Origin of the sequence: Clostridium beijerinckii HUN142 (assembly GCF_000621745.1) — a bacterium.
GTDB lineage: Bacteria > Bacillota > Clostridia > Clostridiales > Clostridiaceae > Clostridium > Clostridium beijerinckii_A.
Genome location: NZ_JHXK01000029.1, coordinates 12,705 through 33,446, shown reverse-complemented (window position 1 = coordinate 33,446; position 20,742 = coordinate 12,705). Strand labels below are relative to the sequence as shown.

Annotated in this window: 19 protein-coding genes; 4 read left to right on the top strand and 15 right to left on the bottom strand. The window is 29.7% G+C overall.

What is annotated here, in order from left to right; all coding sequences use genetic code 11:
* Positions 1 to 21: 21 nt before the first annotated feature.
* Positions 22 to 888: an EFR1 family ferrodoxin gene (locus tag T483_RS0113600; RefSeq protein ID WP_026887356.1), complete on the bottom strand. Its 867-nt coding sequence runs from the start codon at positions 886 to 888 to the stop codon at positions 22 to 24.
* A 190-nt stretch (positions 889 to 1,078) separates the two neighbouring features.
* Between T483_RS0113600 and T483_RS0113595 the strand changes: the two genes are divergently transcribed.
* Positions 1,079 to 1,720, top strand: a complete 642-nt coding sequence (locus tag T483_RS0113595; protein WP_026887355.1) for a TetR/AcrR family transcriptional regulator — start codon at positions 1,079 to 1,081, stop codon at positions 1,718 to 1,720.
* A 342-nt stretch (positions 1,721 to 2,062) separates the two neighbouring features.
* On the opposite strand, the gene T483_RS0113590 is transcribed toward T483_RS0113595, so the two are convergent.
* The 6 genes from T483_RS0113590 to T483_RS0113565 all read right to left on the bottom strand — a co-directional run bounded on the left by T483_RS0113590 (position 2,063) and on the right by T483_RS0113565 (position 8,674).
* Entirely contained in the window at positions 2,063 to 3,355 is a 1,293-nt protein-coding gene (locus tag T483_RS0113590) for a DUF4179 domain-containing protein (RefSeq protein WP_026887354.1), read from the bottom strand.
* Between the two features lie 4 nt (positions 3,356 to 3,359).
* Positions 3,360 to 3,917 carry a sigma-70 family RNA polymerase sigma factor gene (locus T483_RS0113585; RefSeq protein WP_026887353.1) on the bottom strand — a complete coding sequence of 186 codons (558 nt, stop codon included), beginning with the start codon at positions 3,915 to 3,917 and terminating at the stop codon, positions 3,360 to 3,362.
* 225 nt (positions 3,918 to 4,142) lie between these two features.
* Positions 4,143 to 5,237, bottom strand: coding sequence for an FMN-binding protein (locus T483_RS0113580; RefSeq protein WP_026887352.1), 1,095 nt, complete (start codon positions 5,235 to 5,237; stop codon positions 4,143 to 4,145).
* 21 nt (positions 5,238 to 5,258) lie between these two features.
* A complete protein-coding gene (locus T483_RS0113575; RefSeq protein ID WP_026887351.1) occupies positions 5,259 to 6,461 on the bottom strand; it encodes an FMN-binding protein in 1,203 nt (400 codons plus the stop codon).
* Between the two features lie 410 nt (positions 6,462 to 6,871).
* A complete protein-coding gene (locus tag T483_RS0113570) occupies positions 6,872 to 7,828 on the bottom strand; it encodes an FAD:protein FMN transferase (protein ID WP_026887350.1) in 957 nt (318 codons plus the stop codon).
* Between the two features lie 276 nt (positions 7,829 to 8,104).
* A complete protein-coding gene (locus T483_RS0113565) occupies positions 8,105 to 8,674 on the bottom strand; it encodes a TetR/AcrR family transcriptional regulator (protein WP_026887349.1) in 570 nt (189 codons plus the stop codon).
* Between the two features lie 153 nt (positions 8,675 to 8,827).
* On the opposite strand from T483_RS0113565, the gene T483_RS0113560 reads away from it, so the two are divergent.
* The 3 genes from T483_RS0113560 to T483_RS0113550 all read left to right on the top strand — a co-directional run bounded on the left by T483_RS0113560 (position 8,828) and on the right by T483_RS0113550 (position 11,528).
* Entirely contained in the window at positions 8,828 to 9,337 is a 510-nt protein-coding gene (locus T483_RS0113560) for an HXXEE domain-containing protein (protein WP_026887348.1), read from the top strand.
* A gap of 328 nt (positions 9,338 to 9,665) precedes the next feature.
* Complete coding sequence (locus tag T483_RS0113555; RefSeq protein ID WP_026887347.1) at positions 9,666 to 10,610, top strand: AraC family transcriptional regulator; 945 nt, start codon at positions 9,666 to 9,668, stop codon at positions 10,608 to 10,610.
* 357 nt (positions 10,611 to 10,967) lie between these two features.
* On the top strand, positions 10,968 to 11,528 hold the full coding sequence (locus tag T483_RS0113550) for a flavodoxin family protein (RefSeq protein WP_026887346.1): 561 nt from the start codon (positions 10,968 to 10,970) through the stop codon (positions 11,526 to 11,528).
* A gap of 396 nt (positions 11,529 to 11,924) precedes the next feature.
* On the opposite strand, the gene T483_RS0113545 is transcribed toward T483_RS0113550, so the two are convergent.
* The 8 genes from T483_RS0113545 to T483_RS0113510 form a co-directional block, all read right to left on the bottom strand.
* On the bottom strand, positions 11,925 to 12,311 hold the full coding sequence (locus T483_RS0113545; RefSeq protein ID WP_026887345.1) for a hypothetical protein: 387 nt from the start codon (positions 12,309 to 12,311) through the stop codon (positions 11,925 to 11,927).
* Between the two features lie 147 nt (positions 12,312 to 12,458).
* Positions 12,459 to 13,547 (bottom strand): cell wall-binding protein, encoded by a 1,089-nt coding sequence (locus tag T483_RS0113540; protein WP_026887344.1) that lies wholly within the window; start codon positions 13,545 to 13,547, stop codon positions 12,459 to 12,461.
* A 560-nt stretch (positions 13,548 to 14,107) separates the two neighbouring features.
* Entirely contained in the window at positions 14,108 to 15,157 is a 1,050-nt protein-coding gene (locus T483_RS0113535) for an alpha/beta fold hydrolase (protein ID WP_026887343.1), read from the bottom strand.
* A 78-nt stretch (positions 15,158 to 15,235) separates the two neighbouring features.
* Positions 15,236 to 15,724 (bottom strand): hypothetical protein, encoded by a 489-nt coding sequence (locus T483_RS0113530; RefSeq protein ID WP_026887342.1) that lies wholly within the window; start codon positions 15,722 to 15,724, stop codon positions 15,236 to 15,238.
* A gap of 401 nt (positions 15,725 to 16,125) precedes the next feature.
* Positions 16,126 to 16,848, bottom strand: a complete 723-nt coding sequence (locus tag T483_RS0113525; RefSeq protein WP_242841863.1) for a fumarylacetoacetate hydrolase family protein — start codon at positions 16,846 to 16,848, stop codon at positions 16,126 to 16,128.
* 403 nt (positions 16,849 to 17,251) lie between these two features.
* The gene (locus tag T483_RS0113520; protein ID WP_035790181.1) at positions 17,252 to 18,244 is read right to left on the bottom strand and encodes an ABC transporter permease; all 993 of its coding nucleotides are present in this window, start codon (positions 18,242 to 18,244) and stop codon (positions 17,252 to 17,254) included.
* Complete coding sequence (locus T483_RS0113515) at positions 18,244 to 18,990, bottom strand: ABC transporter permease (RefSeq protein WP_026887339.1); 747 nt, start codon at positions 18,988 to 18,990, stop codon at positions 18,244 to 18,246. The genes T483_RS0113520 and T483_RS0113515 overlap by 1 nt, the downstream gene beginning before the upstream one ends.
* Before the next feature lie 12 nt (positions 18,991 to 19,002).
* Complete coding sequence (locus T483_RS0113510) at positions 19,003 to 19,941, bottom strand: ABC transporter ATP-binding protein (RefSeq protein ID WP_026887338.1); 939 nt, start codon at positions 19,939 to 19,941, stop codon at positions 19,003 to 19,005.
* Positions 19,942 to 20,742 lie beyond the last annotated feature (801 nt).

The following is a 20,742-nucleotide window of genomic DNA, read 5'->3' as shown; positions in this document are numbered from 1 at the left end:
TGTCCACTTGAATTATTAAAGTTACATCGTGTCATTGCTAATATAATTATAGTAAAATCGAGGAACCCTTTTGCTATTTATTTTTCTTTCATTAAGTGGTTGTCCAAGAATTTTTTTTATGTTATATCCATCTGATATACGAAAAAAAGTAAAAACTCTATAGTTAATAGCCATTTTAGGACAAGAGTAAACACATCGCATGCAACTGCAGCAAGAAAACTTAAATCTAATTTTACCATTACTCTCATATATATTTCTAGTTGGACAATTGCTTATGCAAAGTCCACAATGAGTGCATGATTCGTTAGCACTTAAATCTTTTCCAAGCAAAGGAAATATCCATCGAGTTATTGACATAACTCCTATCATAAGCGCCTTAAGACCAATTCCTGTTTTAAGTATTCGACTTTCACCGTTAATAACTTCTTTGCACATGATATCTACCTTTTTAGTTGTTGCCTCATAGAGTTTTTTAATAATTGCATCATCAAATTTATCTATCCAATTGCTGCTTATAGAGAATATCCTCTCATAGAAAACTTCATATCCTTTTTTCGAAAGTTTTCTTATTATTGGCCTTGAGGAATTATAATTAATTGGTACCACACCACCTGCTGTTCTAAAAATAAACATCTTTTTGTGCAATACTTTAGGCATACTATTAATAAACTTATATACTATATTAGGCATACCAAATCCAATAACTTGACATCCAATTCCAACCAAATCATATTTCTCAACTTCTATTTCAAGATTTTTCTTTAGAACATCTTCAATTTTCACTACACTAACTTTGTATTTGTAATTCATAAATCCTTCTTTAACCATGTTAGCAACAAGTTCCGTATTACCTGTTCCTGAAAAATAATAAATTATAACTGATTTCATATTCTAATAACCTCCTTACCATTTTTTCTTTTTACATTTTTAAATCTGATATCTTTTCTTTATTTTGCCCTTCCATTTGCTTCTGATTGCTTGATAAAATCCATACAAGTTGGTATACTATCAGTATACTAATATACCACCAGTATACTTTTTTACCTATTTCTTTGTCAATAGATGGGAGAGATGTTTTTTGAAGGAATTAACAAGACAAGAAAAAGAACGATTAGAACGTGAAAATATTATAGTATCTGTAGCTGAAGATCTATTTTGTAAATATGGATTTGAAAAAGTGTCAATGGATAATCTAGCTAAAGAATGTGAGTTTACTAAGAGGACAATTTACAGATATTTCACCTGCAAAGAAGACCTATTCTTTGCAGTTTCATTACGAGGCCATAAGAATCTTTTTAAGATGATACAAAGTGAAAGCCAAAAAGGGAATACAGGCTTTGAAAAAATACGTTTATCTTACTATGCTTATTATAATTATTTTTGTAATTCTCCTGAAATGGTGCAATTAACAAATACGTGTGGAGTTATAAAATCAAATTCTGAAGGGATTAATATTCCTTATCGTGACAAATTTACTGATTTAGATAAATGCTTGTTTGAGGAACTAATTAAGATGTTTCATGAAGGAAAAACTGATGGAAGTATTCGTTCTGATTTAGAAATATCTACACTTGCCCTTTCCTCAATTTTTGTTGCTACAAGCTTCTTCCAGATGCTTTCTTTATCAGGTAATACCTACACAAATTATTTTGGTTTAGACAAGGAAGCATTTATTAAATTCACAATTGAGATGCTATTAGATTCTTTTAAACATCAGTAGCCTAAGAAGAATTATTTTACAAACCTAGAATTGGTGATATGTTATCAAAAGAAAATTTAACACAGTAATTTAAATTATTATAAACCTCAAGCAAAAAGACTCTAGGGTTAAATCCCTGAGCCTTTTTGCTTATCTTTACACTTTTAATCTAATTCAAAACATCTTAGTTTAATAATGCTATATTCTGTAATCTCAGCTTCTCCATTTACACCTTGGCTTAGTTCTCCTAAATCACTTAGATAAATTACTAAGTTATTATTTTTATATTAAGCTCTTCTGATCCTACGTCTCTAGTTCTGTTTGCTGCTATCCGAGAAGCGAATGAATTTATAAATATCTGATCTATTTCAGATCTACTGTAAATTTATAATTTTCATGCAACTTATACATATCTTCGATTTTTCTCATGCATATTTTGTATTGTGTATTTTGGTTTACTCCTTTGAAATTTATCATAAAATCATGTTGATTTGATTCATCTAAACCTACACTTTCACCAAATACCTTTCTATTTTGACTGTCTAATAAATACATGTTTTCTGCTTGGATTAATTCTCTTTCTCCATCAGCAGTATAATAAATATTAAGATTATCCTTGTTCCATTCTAATCTATTTATTACTAGTTTTCCTGAGTTTCCCTGAGGTATTTCTAACGGAAGTCTACTTATGTCATAAGTTAATGGATCACCAACTTCATTGGCCTCTTCATAAGGTAAAAAAGTTAGTTCTTTAGTCTCTTTATTTATTAGACTACAATATTTGAATTTCTCATAACTTACCTCTGAATTGCTATAACTGCTTAAGCCTGTATACTTTATTATATTTCCTTTATCATCAAATATGAAATATCTATACTTTCCATCTAATGTGTCAGTTATTTCAATATCTGTTGATAATGGGGATGTAATTATTTTTTTGATATTAATCTTATCTTCACCAATATCCATATCTTTATTTATATTATATTCTTTTGTATCTTTCGAAGCCTGCTTTTTATCTATAATTAAATTTAATTTCCAACTTCCTTTCAAATCACCTATTGAAACTACATCTACATTAAGCTCAAACGAATCTAAAAAGTTTCCATTTTCTGCTTTTAACTCAAAAACACCTTGCCCAAGTATTTCATCACTTCCACCGCTACTAATTTGATTCTGTTCGATATCTTCCCCATTAATTTTAAAATTTGCACTAACTATTCCTTTGGCCTCTTCTCTGTTCTTGTCGCCAATTACAATATATGAAAGCATGATGTTATTATCATCAGAAATCACTTTATTTACCGCAAATCTAACTCCTTGATCATCTGCATATGAATATACATTTTGAGTATATTTATCTAAATCCACATAATTTCCGCTACGTAAAATCATCAATTTTTCAAATATCCGAGCACCTATTCCATTAGCAAAAGCTATATTATTAACAGTAGCTATAACTAAACACATAAACATCATTGCCGAGACGAAATATTTCAACTTTCTCCTCTTAGCATATAATTTCTTTTTCATTTTCTTTTCAATTCGTTTGTAAGTCAGTTTATCTAATTGAAAATCTTCATTATAATTATTATCTATTTCAGCATAGTTTAGTAATTCAAAGATATCATCTTTATTAATATCTGTATTTTTCATTTAACTACCTCCCCATTATCTCATTCCATTTATTTTTTATGATTCTTCTGCCTCGAGATAACCTATTATCTATAACACTTCTTGGCAATTTTAAATGATTTGAAATATTTATAATACTCTCATCTAAAAAATATCGCTTAATGAATATTTTCTTGTCCACATCACTCATGTTACTTATAATTTCATAAACAGTTTTTACATTGTTATTTTGAATAATTTTACTTTCTATATTGTCACTTGAAATTATCACATCTTCATTAAGTTCAACAGTTTCGTACTTTCTCCTTAATTTTCTAAAATAATCTATAGCCTCGTATTTCGATACCGCTACTATCCAATTTTTAAAACTTGTTATGTTTTCATTATATTTTATAGCATTATTCCAAACTTCTATAAAAATATCACTTACACATTCTTCAATATCCTCTTTAGCAGCTGTGCCGTTTAATATGTCATAAACAACTTTATAAACTAAACCTGAATACTTAGAATATATAAAGCCTAGAGCTTTTTGATTTTTATTTTTTAATTCTTTAACATAATTATCTTCATTTATCTTCATGTATAATACCTCCTGAAGAGCTCTTCATTAACTATATACGAGTATTACATTTCATTTCTATCAAATAAATAAAAATTATTATAGTAAAATAAAATTATAACGCTGGCAAAAGCTTTTACTGCTTATTGCCAGCGCTAATTTAGATATCTTATTCATTACCACATTCTATCTAATTATTGATCTTCTAAACATAAGAATATGATCTTTTTATTAACTTATAAGAAATTATTCAGCTACTACTTTATTTTCAAGAGCATCTTTTACTGCACCAATTATACCTTTAGATGAATATGTAGCACCTGAAACAACATCAACATCTGTAGATTGTTTTTCTAAAATTTCATTTATTACACCCTTTTTGGCTTTACTGTAATAATCCCAGTCATCCTGCTGCTCTAGTACAGATACTTTAGTAATCTTGCCATCACTAACTCCTACCCTAACTTTTATATTGCCCTTATACCCAGCGCTGTTACCAACATAATATACAGAATTATCAGCTTCTCCTTTTTTTGGCGCAGTTGTTTCTTCTTTTACTACTGCTTCTTCTGATTTTATGTTAGTCTGCTGCCTGTATTGATTTATACAAAAAAACACCACTAATACACCCAGAGAGCAGGCAATTTTTATATTACGTGTTTTACCTTCAACCATCCCATATGTAAGGGTATTTTTTTTAGGACAATTTTTAATACATTCAAAGCAGTTTATGCAATTAAGCGAGTTAACTGTCTTATTGCAGGTAGATATTTTAATATTCATATCACATGCTTTATCGCAGCGCTTACAATTAATGCAGGAGTTTGTATCTCTTTTTATTGTAAACAACCTCAAAGAACTAGCTAGTCCATATTTTGCTCCTTGAATACAAAAATATTTACAGAAAATTTTATTATAAAATAAAGATAAAGCGGCAAATCCTAAAATACTTACAAACATAATAATTTTAGCTGGTTTACCTGTTAGAATTAAAAACAAATTAGATCTCGCATCAAATTTTAATAAAGAACTTATAAAACCTATAGAGAAAAAAGTTACTAAAATAAATAGTACATATCTAAGCAATCTCAATATCTTATCAAGTTTATCTGGGATTGTTTTCTTTTTTATTTTGAGCTTCTTTCCTACTGCAGAAGATAACTCTTGTAGTAAACCAAAAGGACACAAATATCCGCAATAAAAGGAGCCACAAATTGCCGCTATTATCACTAATATAGTGGCACTATAGCTAAAATTATTTATAAGCATTATAGTTAATGGGAGTGCTGCTATTAATTGAATTATCTTTCTTATTCCGATTTTTTTTACATTTATTTTCAAGTTATTTCTCCAACTTTCTAATTATTTAGCTTTTAATAATGCTTCTAAAGTACCAATTCTAACAGCTTCACTTGATAAAGTAGCACCAGAAATAGTATCAACATCTGTAGATTGTTTTTCCACAATTCTATCTGCAATAATATCAAAAGCTCCATTAGATCTATCATCTTGAGGAGTTGCTTGATTAGCTTTTACATTTGATACTTTGCCATCTTTAACTGTGACTTTAACATTTACAGGACTTTGCATAAAACTAATTGAACTGCCCTCATATTCTCCGTCCTTAAGATCTTTTAAATCAGCTACTTGTCCACTTTTAGCTTTCTCTGCTAATTCTCTATAAGCTTGAATTTGAGCAAAAGATGCTTTCCATTGTCTCATTGCATACTCGTTATTATCTTCAAAACCTTCAAAATATGCTGGATTTTTGCTATCAACACCTTCCTTACTTATTTTATCTGTTAGTTGCAAGACTTTATCATAATCCCCATTTGAAAAAGCATAAGCTGCCGAACCTACATTTGAAGTTGCAGTCTTTAATTTGCTCTTTTCCTTAAAGTTATCTGGATTTGATGCAAATTCAAAGGTCTTATATGCTTCTTCTTTATTACCTAAAGTTCCAAGTGCAAATGCTATTGTTGAGGCATCAGTTGGGCTATCATATTCAATATCTTTATTCTTAGCTTTAAATTCTTCATCATATCCTTCAACTGCTAATATCTTTAAAATCATAATTTTTGCATTACTATCTAAATTTAAGTCTTTCTTTGTATTTTTTACTATCTTACCGTCTTTTCTAGTTTCACTAACAACTGTATCAGCTGGTAAGTCTATCACTTTTGTTAAATAGTTGTATGCTAACTTATATTCACCTACTTTTAAAAGACTATCCCCAAGGTTATACATCCAATAGTAATATGAAGGAGTCTCTTCTGATGGCTTTGTATTTTCAATTAAATAACGTAGCTGTTTAATATTATCGTGAGCACTTCCAAGATCAATGGAAGATCTTAATTGGAAAGTTGCATATTTCACATCCTCATCTATATCTACTGTACTTGGCTCTGCCCACTCTGGCCAAACATTTTCTTTTTTCTCCCAAGCTGCAAAAGTTGGTTTTACAGTTGATGATTTTTCGGCTGAATTGAAATTTGCACAGCCTGTAAACACGCTACTCCCCACAACCAATAATGATATTAATAATTTGCTTTTCTTACTAAGCATAAATGACCTCCTAAATAATAAAATATGTGTTTAAGCTATCAATTTCATTGATTTACTTAAAAGTAATGTATGAAAATAACGACCTTAAAACTTTTTTATCTTTTCGTCTTAATATAAAAATTTTATGTAAATTATTCATAAGATTAAGATATAAAAACTTTACTACAAAACAATACCATAACTGATAATGATTTTCAATATCTTTTTTTCTCAAAAACTTGTTGAGCCTCTTAGCTGACTCTCCAATACAAAAATACAATTATATAAGTTGCATTAAATATTTCATAAAAGATTATCAGCAGTTAAATTTAAAAATTAACTGCACTCCAAAGTTTTTATTCCAACTTATTTCAATCGTAAATTTCCTTTTAGACATATAAAAATTAATAATAGGTCTGAAACTTCTATGATTACACTAATGTAAATCCATCAGTTTTAAAGAAAGTAAAATCTTCCTTTAAACCTTTTGTAACATATATTTCTTTATCTTTAGTTATAAATATAGCCTCCATATCTTCTTGTCTATCAATTAACTTAATTCCAGCCTCAAGTCCTAATATAAATATAGCTGTGGACAGTGCATCTGCAACTATAGACTCCTTTGATACTATAGTTGTACTAATTAAAGAAGACTCAGCAGGATAACCTGTTCTAGGATCTAAAATATGGTGATATTTTTTATTATCTTTTTCAAAATATCTTACGTAGTCTCCAGACGTAACAACTGTTTTATTAGCTGCATTCACTGCTCCTAAACATTGCCCCCTTTGAAGTAATGGGTTTTGAATACCAACTCTAAAGGAATCTCCATTTGGCTTGTTCCCAAGAACTGCTACGTTGCCTCCAAGATTTACAAAAGCCGATTCTATTTTATGTTGTTTATATATTTCAATTGCTCTGTCAGCAGCATAACCTTTTGCAATAGCCCCCAAATCCACGCATTGCCCTGATTTTTCAAGTTTTGATGTCTTCAACTCATTATTTATACTTAGGTAATTATGTCCAATAAGTTTTAAAGCTTCATTAACTTCTTCTTGTAAAGGAATTTTTTCACTACTAGTAAAGATTCCCCACAATCTAGCAAGTGGAGCTATAGTAATATCAAAGCTCCATTTACAAATCTCTGAATAATATTTCGCTTTATTTAATACAAATAAAACTTCATCACTAAGCTTAACTTCATATTGACCAGCAGCTCTATTTAACTTACTCACTTCGCTAGATTCTAAAAAGAAACTCATAAGTCTCTCTAATCTTTTCATTTCATCCTCAACTTCAATTGCTGCTATTTTTGCATTTTCTCCGTAAACCTTCTGACTTATTATTGTTCCCATGCAAAAGCTTTCCATTTCATAAAATCTATCCATAAAAATCTCCTTTTATAACTCTATAATACTTTGTATAAATTGATATTTCATATCAATTGATAAATTTTATCAACCGTTCCTTATTATATACTGTTTTGCTATTTATCACAACGGTTTATTAAAAATTTTAATATGGATATGATATGACTAGACAGTTAGAAGTGCTTGTGACGAAAAAAAAGTAGCCACTACTCACATTTAGTTGCTACCATCTTTGTTTAAATTTATTTAACTTATCTACTTTTATAGATTGTCTGCTTTTTTAGATATCACTACTCATTCACACGGATAGTCAAACACTTCTGCTAGTTTTAAAACAAGCTGAGTATGATTAGTCAATTCTTCATATCCATCATTTTGTAGGCACCACTTAATTGCAGTCATAACAAGTGCTGCATATAAATCTGATACATAATCTAAAATTTCAGGTGACTTTTTATTTTTTGTTTCATACTGGTCATAAAAACTTCTCTTTAAAAAATCGGACATATCATCATATAGATGAATCGTATCTGTATGAATGGTAAAAAGAGCTAAAATTTCTTCTCGTTTAACAGATAATATATGATATAAAGGTTTTATAACCATAATTGCATCATCTACATTAGAACAGTCAAATCTATCTTTTACACCAGTTTTTAGTAAGTTAAATATTTCATTGCAAAGAGTTTCAGCTAGTTTGTATTTATCTGTATAATGCTTGTAAAATGTAGAGCGATTAATTAAAGCCCTGTCCAATATATCTTGTACTGTTATTTTGTAAAAATCTTTTTCCCCAAGTAAATAAATAAAAGATTCTTCTATGTTTCTTTTTGTCTTTATAACACGCAAATCATTTTCATTCATATGCAGTTCCTCCATACCATTATTTTAAAGAAGTATATATATATAAACAACACTTTATATACTTTTTGTAGTTTAAATACATAAACACTTAGATATTGATGTTTGAAGCATTAAAGTAAATGAGTAAAATAAATAACAAAGGGGGAATGAAAAATGAATGAATTAAAATGGTTTGTATGGATTTTTCCGTTATTATTTATTGTACACGATATGGAAGAGATTATTATGGCAAAGCACTGGTGTAAAAAGGATTTAAAACAATATATACCTCTAGCTATAACTCCATTTGGAGGCACAAAAAATACAGCTGGATTCGCAATAGGTGTATTTGAAGAATTGATTTTGTGGATTATAGCTACTATGATTGGCAACATTAGTGGATTTTATGGTTTGTGGTACGGTTTACTTGTAGCAAATATCGTTCATCTGATCTTATTCCATATTATATTATTACCATTATCCTACCGTCATTATGTCCCTGGTGAAATAACAGCATGGCTAACAGTTGTTCCATGTTGCTATATTTTAAAACTTGCCCAAAATATCTTGGGGTGCTCCGCTATTGAAATTTCTATTTGGGTAATTATAGGAATTGTATTTGTTTTTGCAAATGTAAAGATATTGCATAAAAACATTAATAAATTATCCGAATTAGTGGAATGATCATACTTTTACGGTATTCATTCCTGTTTACAGTAATATCTACACAGTTTTACAATCTCTATCAAACTAATCCCCAATCGTTAAATTAAGCACAAATCAATATTTTACTAAATGTAAACTGAAAGCATACGTTTTAGCCGATACGTATACTTTCAGTATAAATAAATCTGACTGGTTCCTTCGATACTTTTCATTTCGAAGATATCTCACATATTCTATATAAATTTCAATGATTAACTGCTATTATATTAAAATAGATAACTAAATTTTTATATCTAAATTATTAATATAATAATAAAATTTATATAATAAGGAGCGTTTTCAAATCATGAATATATATAGTGAGTATGTCATTCCAGAATCAGATAACATTGAAAGATTACTCCAAACAAAAATGACTCGATTAGCACACCTGCTATATACCTGTGCTCCACAGGATGGTGTTTTAACTCTGCCCATCTCTGGTCTGTCTATCATTCGTTATTCAGGAACAGAGATAGATTGTCCAAAGACTTTCTATTTACCTTCTTTAAGTATTGTTGCCAAAGGAGCAAGGTCTATCTCAATAGGTCACGAGACATACAAGCTTGATAAATCACAAATGTTAATGAATCCAATCACCCTGCCAATTTCTCTGCAAACTATGAAGGCAACTAAATCTGAACCTCTCCTTATTATAAGGCTGGATCTTAATCCCGAGCGGATTGCTGAGATTGTTCCAAAAGTTTATTCTCATGGTCTGCCTGAAATAAAACAGTGGCGCGCTGGACATGTTATGAATGCAGATATAAACATTATTGATGCAATGATAAGGCTTTTAGAGTGCTTGCAAAAACCAGGAGATGTAGAATTCATTGCACCACTGATTATGGACGAAATTCTAATTCGCCTACTTCGCAGTTCCGCTGGAGTTAATGTTGCGGCCATGGGATTTGCAGACTCAGGAGTACATCAAGTGTCAGATGCAATAGCTTGGCTTCGTAAAAATTTTTCTCAGGCAGTTAAAGTTTCAGACTTAGCCAAACTGACACATATGAGTGAATCCTCTTTCTATAATCATTTTAAAGCGGTCACTTCGATGTCCCCTATGCAATATCAAAAAGCTCTGCGTCTACATGAAGCAAGGAATCTAATGCTGTCACAACACATGGATGCGACCACTGCCAGCAGAATGGTAGGTTATGTTAGTAATTCTCAATTTAGCCGGGATTACAGAGCTTCTTATGGAGCTCCCCCTAGAAAAGATATAGGCAAATTATATAGACAACCCTAAAAAACATATTAATCTAAAATATAGCTTTGAGTTTATAGTAATTGATATGATTTTTGATCCACAAAAAAGAGACTCCAATCACTGCTCTATCATGCCTGCTGCCTATGAGCTTGCGGGCTTTCCTTATATTAATGAAGAATATTCTGTTGGTTTAACACCCTCAGTTTTCTAATGTGGCTGAGAAATAATAAAGATCTGGAGAATAAGGCAAAAAGATAATTGAAAAAGGCAAATATTCTTGTTATGTAACATTTATAATTAATTTAGTCTTTGAACCGGTACTAGCCTATCATCTTGGAATGTCATGCTGGTTCGAATACTCTTTTAATTTTGAATTGATATTAGGAGGTAATAAAAATGAAAGTTATAGCTTTTGTAGGCAGCGCAAGAAAGGACGGAAATACTTCAAAAATAGTTGATGCCATTTGTTCCGGCATTAAGAAAAATGGACATGAAGTTGAAACTTATAATTTAGCAGAACTTGATAATAAAGGCTGCAGGGCTTGTGGTTTATGTCAAGCAAATAAGGTAGAATATTGTTCTATTAACGACAAGATGACTGAACTTTTACCTAAGATAGCTGATGCTGATTGCATTATAGTTGGAACACCAGTCTATATGGTGCACGTGAGCGGTTATACAAAAAATTTCCTAGATAGACTATTTACGTTTTTTGTGGAATCCAATCATACCACAAGACTTTTACCAGGGAAAAAGTATATAACTGTTACATGTAGCGGTGCACCTGCTGAAGCATTTAAAAATGTTACAGAATATCTTAATCAAATTTTTGGCGACTATAGTCAAATGGTGAATGCAGGTAATATCATCGCAGGAAACTTGCACAGTAAGGATGATATCCTTAGTCAACAAGAAATGTTAAATCAAGCTGAGGAAATAGGGCAAAAACTAAACTGATTGTTGTAAAGTAGAAGAAAATCCCCCTACCATCCAGGCACGGCAAAACTTCTAGCCACTTTTAAAACAGCCCAGTACCTTATTCTTGAAGGAAATGTTTGTTTCTCCCAAAGCATTGCGGAGAAGCAAACAACTTTCCCATAAACATTTTTCAAAAGATTAATGAGTCCGATAATAGCTCATTAAATTTATATATATATATATGTTGCGATTCACAATGCACATTTCACAATTACGGCTAAAATTCTTTCAATATTTTTAGAATTATGATGAAGAATTATTTTTGCAATATATATGCAATAAATACATTAGGGATTATATTTTAGCAGTTTCTCAGGACAATTATCTTTAATGCAATCAGGGGTATGTTTAGCAATCGAAACAGAAAAATTCATATTATTTTTTTCTTCTATCTAAAAATGTAACATCTAAAAAAGCCAAGCCAAAGGATAAACTCAAGGCATGAGAAGCAGCCTTAATTATATCTATATTAGGACTTTTAAAGATGTAATCAAAAACGCAATTAAGTGCAAAAAATATTACAAACTTAATAGCAAATTTACTTAATACTTTTCTAAGATAATCCCATTTCAATTTTCTCGCATTAAATAAAGTAATTATAGGCACATACAATAACATAAATAGAGCAAACACAGCATAGCCAATCACAAATTTTAAAGCCATACTATTATCTATGTTGCCATAAACAATGATACATGTAATTATTGTACATATAAAAAATATTGAATAAATAACTTTGGTAAAGAGTAATGTTTTACTCATATAATACCCCCAACTCTATATTAAGACTATAAATTTACTATAACAAATAAGTTATAAAATATTTCTGTAAAATCCATGTTTAATTTTATTTGAAAGATTATAATATAGTGGTATAAGTTTACCATTTGCTAGAGAATCCTTCAATTTCTACTGAAGCTCTGGTTCATCTCCTACTATTTTGTAACTGCGTTCTTCAACAACTGTTCCATCTGATTTCGTTTCTTTAAAAGTGATCACATCATATCCATCAGCGCTTTTACTTTGAGATGTTTCATAAATTAGCCTTATTCCATTTTCCACACGCTCTTTTGTTCCTAGCCAATAAGGACAGTCATTTATAAATAAATCATGCTTCCCCAAGTATATAAATAATTTATTTTCTGCTGAAACATTAATATTAGGACGTTTTTTCTCAACATATTTTGAGCTTACTGCAGCAGTTCTACCAATTTGTTTTAAGTATTCTTTAGCCTCATTCTCTTTTGATTCTGCAAGCTGCAAATAGCTTTCCTGACCTTTTAAAACCTTGTCCCATAGCTTCTCTGGAAACATCTGTTTTATAGAATTTTCACATTCTTCTCCATCTTCAGGTTCTTTATATTCGATTAATGAATAACCACCATTTGAATTTTTAGAAAATGTCATTACCGTAGGAATAGCTCCACTTCCACTGATTTCTGTGAAAATCCCATTTTCAAAGCCAAAATAACCCAAACTTGAAATAGTGTAAACTTTCACGATATTATCTTTTTCTTCAACATCTAAAACTATGTGCCCTTCTGTAACCACTTCTCCACTTAGATAATTTGTCCCTCTACTTTTTATGGCTTTACTTACAGCTTGGTCAATATTTTCAGTAATATTGTTATTGTTAACATCTGTTGAATTTACAGTATTGTTTGATGAATTGTTTTCTTTCATTTGGACCCATGCTCCATCAGCATTTAATTCATAACCACCAATACTAGTATTTTTAGCCATTACTCCATTATCATATAAATAATACCAATCGTTTTTATCTTTTATCCATCCTGTTTTCATATATCCATTGCTATCAAAATAGTACCAGTTATTATCAATAAACTTCCAGCCACTTGACCATGAGCTTCCTTCTGTATACCACCATCCATTATTATCTTTTTTCCATTCAGCATCTGCGCCCATTGGAAACATTGCTAAAACGCCAACTAATATCAATCCCTTGACAATTAATTTTTCTATACTTCTTCGATTCATTTTTTACCCCATCCCCCTTATGATTAGCAATTTAAAATTTACAATTGCAACAATTTTTAAGTAACTTTTTATTATTAGCATGGTTATAACACTAAAATTTATTTAATTATTTTAATTTCTTCAATGGAATTAATGCAGGTATCGTGACAACAGTAATTATTGAGTAACTCATAATCACCAAAGCATTTATTGAAATGAATTTGTTATTTTTGAGAATATATATGCCAGAAACAAAAAATATCATTTGCACAAAGAAGCTCCACCATGGCAGTTTACTTTTACGAAAACAATGTGGACATGTGACACGTGTTGAGAAACGAGAGTCACCACCAACTTTTTTCGATAAAGTAATAGTTTTAAATTTACAATGCGGGCATTTGAACATAAATTTCACCTCAATTACGTTAATATGTAATCTAATATAATATAAATTGTAAATACAATATTATTTAGACTTTCAAAGATCAGAACTTATATTGTCTACTAAACCAAATCTGCATGTTATATATATTATATTAATTATGAATAATGGTAAGTTTCTCATAAAATTTTATTATAAATTAACTGTTTTCTGTATTCTTATTTGAAATATTCAACAACAAATCACAGAACTTATCGTTTTCAGTATACTGGGGAAAATGCGCTGAATTCTCAAACCAAATAAATTCTTTATGCGGAGCTTCTAGAGTTTCATAATATTTTTTCACTAAAACTGATGGGGTAGTGTAATCATATCTTCCAGCACAAAAATATACTGGAATATCCACTTTCTGTGCTTCGTCAAATAAATTAAATTCATTATTTGTTCCCCATAGTTTTTCTGCTGAAAGCTTATTTCCAAGGGCATATTTTATGGCATCTAATCCATTTGATTCAGGTGAAAGTAATGATCCTTTAATTACATCATTTGTCACATTAACATTATGTTTAAAGGTTGAGTATTTATTTATAATATTTTCCTGTTTTAATGTGGAATTTATAACATCTTTATATGGCGGACTCCCCATATTTTTCAAATCATTTAATGCACTATTATCTTGATTCTGTTTTGCTAAATCCATAGCATATTCATATGATATACGCTCCCCTTCTGCATGATCAACTACTTGTCCAACCCCAATATATGATGAGATTCTAGAAGAATCTTTCTTTATTATATCCATTCCAAGTTCAGTCCCCCAAGAATGTCCTACCAGAATTATCTTTTCTTTTCCATAGGTCGTACATAAATATTCAATTATTTCTTCCGCATCTTCCACTATTTGATTTTTTGTGAGACTGTCTTTATCCATAAAAAAAGAATATGACTTTCCAGACCCTCTCTGATCCCAATTCACAACCACAAAGTCATCTTCTAGCTTTGACTGATACTTTCTCGCATAACATATTTGCGCTAATCCTGGACCACCATGTAAAAATAAAACAATAGGCTTGTCTTTATCCTTTCCTCTTATTAATAGTGTTTGATTTTGACCTCCAACTCTAATACTAACCAATTTACTAATACTTTCACTTCCATTTATGCTTGGTGTATATGCAGGCCTAAATAAAAATATAGTAAGAGCTAATATAATTAAAACACTTACTCTTTGAATATTTTTCTTTTTCATATATTTTCTCCATAACAATTTCTTATATTGCGTCAATTTATACAAATTTACAATATAAAAAGAATTTAATAAAAAATTTTATGTGTTAAAAAGAAGAAAGATAGCAGCAAAATAAATTATTGGTACTAAACTAACTATAATTGCTTTATTATATAATTTTGATTTGAATAAAAGAAAGAATGATATTATTACTGATATTAATATGACTACTGGAAGTGAGAAAGTGGATAGGAAAAATATCCATGTATATATGCTTTCCGTCGAACCTGGTGAATCAAATGCCATAGGCGAAACCATTGCTCCAAGCAAACTTAATGGAAATATAAAACAAAATATCATATTAATAATTATTGTTATAATCTTAATAATTATATTCCCATTCTTTTCTTTATCTACTTCATTTAAAATATGACCTAGCTCTTTATCCATTTGTTTATTTCTGCTTATAGATTTCCGAAGCTCTTTTACACCTTTAATCATTGCTATCATTATCGCTACTACCACTGCGATACAAATAAACTTAATAAGTATTGACATAAAATTAATTGCTGTAGAATTAATTTGCATACAAATCCCCCCCAGTAGTTCAAAAAATATTCTTGTAACCCAATTCCAACAAGTATATTCCCAATTATAACATATATTACAAGTATCATATTGTTCAATTTTCAAAAAACACTATTTTTACTAATTATCTTGCAGTTAATCCTAATATAATATTTTGTAAATACCGTAATGTTAAATTATCAAAGAACAAATTTTATGCACCATACCTAATCTCACCGTCTCATTATTAGCCTAATGTTGGTCATACCCCTAAATATTCTATAGCATTCTAATGATTTATTTACTTAATTACTAACATGAAATTTGTTAAAAATATTATTAATTTAAATTACGATAATCAATTATTAATGCTTACTTTTCATTAAATGACACTAATACTTCCTTCACCAATGTTAGTAATGTCAAGATTTCACTTTACTTTTTATCACATTTTCTACAAATCCAATCCTGTCAATCTCCAATCTAATTATATCTCCATTTTTAAGCAAGTATCCATTTTCTAAACCGCTGCAATTCGCTATTGTTCCAGATCCCATAAATTCACCAGCGTATACTGTTTCACCCTTAGATGCATAGGCAACTGCCTGTCCAAGAGGAAAAATAAACTCGTTCATCTGACTAGTTGCAACTATCTTATTATTAATGATAACTCTTGTTTTAAGCGTTTCAATATACGGTAATATTTCATCTGGTGTTACGGCAACATTAGAGATTGAACTGGCAAAATCTTTTGCCTTGCACGGACCAAAGCCTGTTTGTCTCATTTCCGGTATCTGAACATTTCTTGCACTGAAATCATTAAATACACAAAATGCACCGATGGAATCAAGCGCAGTTTTCTCATCCGCATTCCTGATTTCCTTTGTAATAATCATGCCAAGTTCAAGTTCATAATCCAATACCGTTGCGTAGTCAGGATAACTAACTTCGCTTCCGCTCCCAACAAAGGACAGATGATTTCCCTTATAATAGACCGGATTCTCATAATATGCCTTTTTCGGCTTAATTGGAGGAAATGTATGTCGTGTAATGAATTCATATGCTTTTAAGATCGGATAAGCCGATGCCATGCAATTCTTGACCATTCCTCGACCATTATTAATCACATGACGTTCGCTCAGCATAAAATCACGATATAGAATTGGCTTGAAGACCATAACTTCAGTCATGTCTGACCTTACAAATGATTTGCTTGAAGCAGAGAAAATTACTTCATCTATTTCATCCATATGTGTTTCACGATATTGCAAAAAATAAATCAAATCATCGCAAAAAGCTAATAAATGATTCTTTTTAATTTCTTTTACTGCTTGCCTTAAAACGATCCAATTATCATCCCTCTGAATAGCAAGTGACATTGTTCCTTGATTGTCCATTAATAGTTTTTTGATTTTCATTTTTATAACAATTCCTTTCGCTCACTCAAGGCACAAACCTCAATGAGGCGTTATCAATTCTTAGCTTTGAGCGAATTATTTTGTATTCTTTATTTGTAGGTACAACAATCCATTTTTATATAAATATTAGTTAATAAATCCCTTTCTTCATTTTCCTATTAGTAATAAAACTTCCAAATAACCAAAGTCCAACAATCCAAATAAGTAAATATATAAATTGCCCTTTAAATTCTAAAATTCCACTACCTTTTTCTATGCCATGAATCATTGTGATATAATGCTTTTGTGGAAAAATACTGCAAATTGCATCAAGAACTTTATTATTATCTGTAAATGAAATGAAACATCCTCCAACAACACAGGTTATCATAGAAATTCCACTTGCTACTAAAGAAATTTCACTATCCAAGACTGCTGTCATAAATAAGCCAAATGTAGTTGCTAAAGCACAAAGAAGCATAATCAATAGTGCTAACATTCCAAAACTGAAACCGATATTTATTTTAAAACACACAGTTATTATAGTAACTGCTAAATATGATGGTATAAACAAACATAGAAATGTAAACATTCCTTGTGAAAAAAGATATTCTTTTTCGCTTACCGGTGCTATCAATATTCTTCTAAAAGTTTTTATATTTCTATCTTCTTCAAAAAATATTGTTAGAGCAACCCCTTGCATTAAAAGGATCATTAAAATAAATCCTAAAATGTTGGTTCCAACACCTCTTTCAGCCATTATTTGATCTTCCCCTTTATAACTTTCTGGGATTTTACCAGATTTAAAGAAATCTTCTATTACTTTTATATCATTTTCACTTTTAAATGATGTTACCTTATAGTTTCCATCATTTTTATCTTCAACAATGGCAACATATTTACCTAAAACAAGATCACCTTGTGTTGGTTTTTTATCGACTACTTCAACGGTAAATTGACTAGATTGTGGGAGGTTTTGTGCATTACTTGAAAGAAAAGCAATAGTCTCCTTTGAGGCTGGTTTGCTTGAGAATAATATAGCGATTCCAATCATAATAGGTATAACTATCATAGCAACTATTATTATAGGCTTTTTAGTTAAAACTCTATCTAGCTTGTTTTTAAATAAATTAATTATATTCATTATACATATTCCTCCGGTTTGAAAATAATTTGACATGCTATTATACAAATGATTGAAGTAATTAACAGAAATGCAAGAACCGGACGGTATATGCTGAAGTCATTATCATACATTATACGAATAGCACATTCATTAACCCATTTTATTGGCGATAAATTAGTTAATGCAGCTACGAATTTTCCAAGCCTATGAACACCAAAAATTACTCCTCCAAAAAATAAAAAGAATAATAATGGAATTTGCATTGTACTATTTGCACCTTCTTCACTTTTGAAAATACAGCAAAACAGCGTGCCTAAACTACAACCAAATAAACACAATATATTAATCAATAAAATAATATAAAGAATATTCCTCCCCCCAAAGTTTAGATGAAATAAGTATTGTAATATAAATATTAAAATACTATATGAAATTGTGCCTAAAATATAAGTAGATATTAACTTAGATAAATATATTGATGTTTTTGAAACTGGAGCATATATTATACGGGTGTTTCCCGCTTTAACTTTTTCCTCCATAAATGTGTTACTAGCTGTCATTGCAATTAATAATGCAGTAAAAATAATCATCTTTATGCCATAATAGTCATAAAAACTCATACTTCCTTCACCACCAAAGACACTACTCATTACAAAACCCATGACCCCAATGAGTATTAATGGAAATAACGTATTTACAATTAACAGCATTGGATTTCTAACAATGTTCATAAAATCAAATGTTACTATTTTTATAAATTTCATATTCTTTAACCTCTAATCTCTCAAATTTCTTCCTGTTAATTCTAAAAACACAGTTTCTAGAGATGCTTTTTTGCTACCCATATTCTCAATTCTGCAGTTATTTGATGTAATTACGCCTATAATTTCATTTATATTGTCTTTTGAATTTTCCATAGTTATTTCTAAAGTATTTTTTAATATTTTAACTTTTGTTACACCGTCAATTTTATAAAACTGTTTATCATTTAAATTATTGAGATTGTCCAAATTAAAATAATATGTTGTTTCATCATTAACTTTTTGTTTTAATTCTTCTTTTGTACCTTCAGCAATAATCTTTCCCTCATTCATAATAATGATTCTATCTGAAATTTCTTCTACCTCTTCCATGTAATGTGTAGAATAAATTATTGTGATGCCACTCTTTTTCAAGATTTTAATTGATTCTAATATATGATTTCTTGATTGGGGATCTATACCTACTGTAGGTTCATCCATAATAATAAGCTTTGGCTTATGGGCAATGGCGCAGGCAATATTTAATCTTCTTTTCATACCACCTGAAAAAGTTTTTGGTTTATCATATCTTTTATCATAAAGACCTACCAGTTCTAAAGCTTCTTTTACTTGATTGTTAAGCTGGTCACCTTTTAGATTATATAAACTTGCAAAAAAACGTACATTTTTCTCAGTAGATATTTCTTCATAAATAGCTATATCCTGAGGAACTATCCCAATTTCTTGCTTTATAAGATTTATGTCCTTTTTAAAATCATGCCCCAATATAGTTATTTCACCATTATCAGGTGATAATATAGTAGATAAAATATTAATAGTTGTACTTTTACCTGCACCATTAGGGCCGAGCAGGCCAAGAATTTCACCTTCTTTTACTACAAAATTAATCTTATTAACGGCTTTTTTTGTATTATAACTTTTTTCTAAATTTTTAACTGTAACAACAGTATTCATTTTTTATTGCCTCCCAGTTCTTATTTTTTCAAATTCATTTAATATACCTGTTTTCATTTCATTTTGATTTTCATCCATGTCAAAATCAGCTTTTTTTAAAATAATCTTGTTTTACAGACTCTGTAATTTTAAAATTGATGGCGCCCTTATCCTGCTGACTATGTACAGTGATATCATAACCTTTATTCTCTATAATCTTCATTAATTGCCTACTTGTTGAATTCTCACAATGTTTATCGCATTTTATCTGAAGCTTATTAGTTAGAGAAAAATTGTTACGTAAATTTGCGTATTAAAAATAGTACTTGTACTTACTCTAAATATCTCCATTCAATTTGACAGTATACTGTCTAAAAACTACAATAGCATAATATTCCAATTAAGTCAATATACTGTCTAATTATTATTGCTAATACAGGTAATCCAAGCAGATCTACAACTAGGCAAAAAGCCCAAAATGTAACTTAATACTAAATTCAATTTTTTTGATTATAGTCTAAATAAATAAAAAGCTAAGAATTAATTAGAATGGAACCTATGAAATAGTCTTTTTCTTGTGTCTATTTCATAGGTTCCATTTTAAACATTATCTATTTATTTATAAATTCATAATCAAGGTTAATTTTCTTAGAATTCATATAGAACTTAATAGCAAAAAGAAAAAGCACCCATCCAACAATGATTAGTGCTTTAATCTTTTTATAACTCTATAATTTTTATCCAATAGACCTAAAACAAAATAAGCACTTTATGAAAGTTACTAGAACCAAATATAAAATTTGTGCTATTTACTTTTGTTCT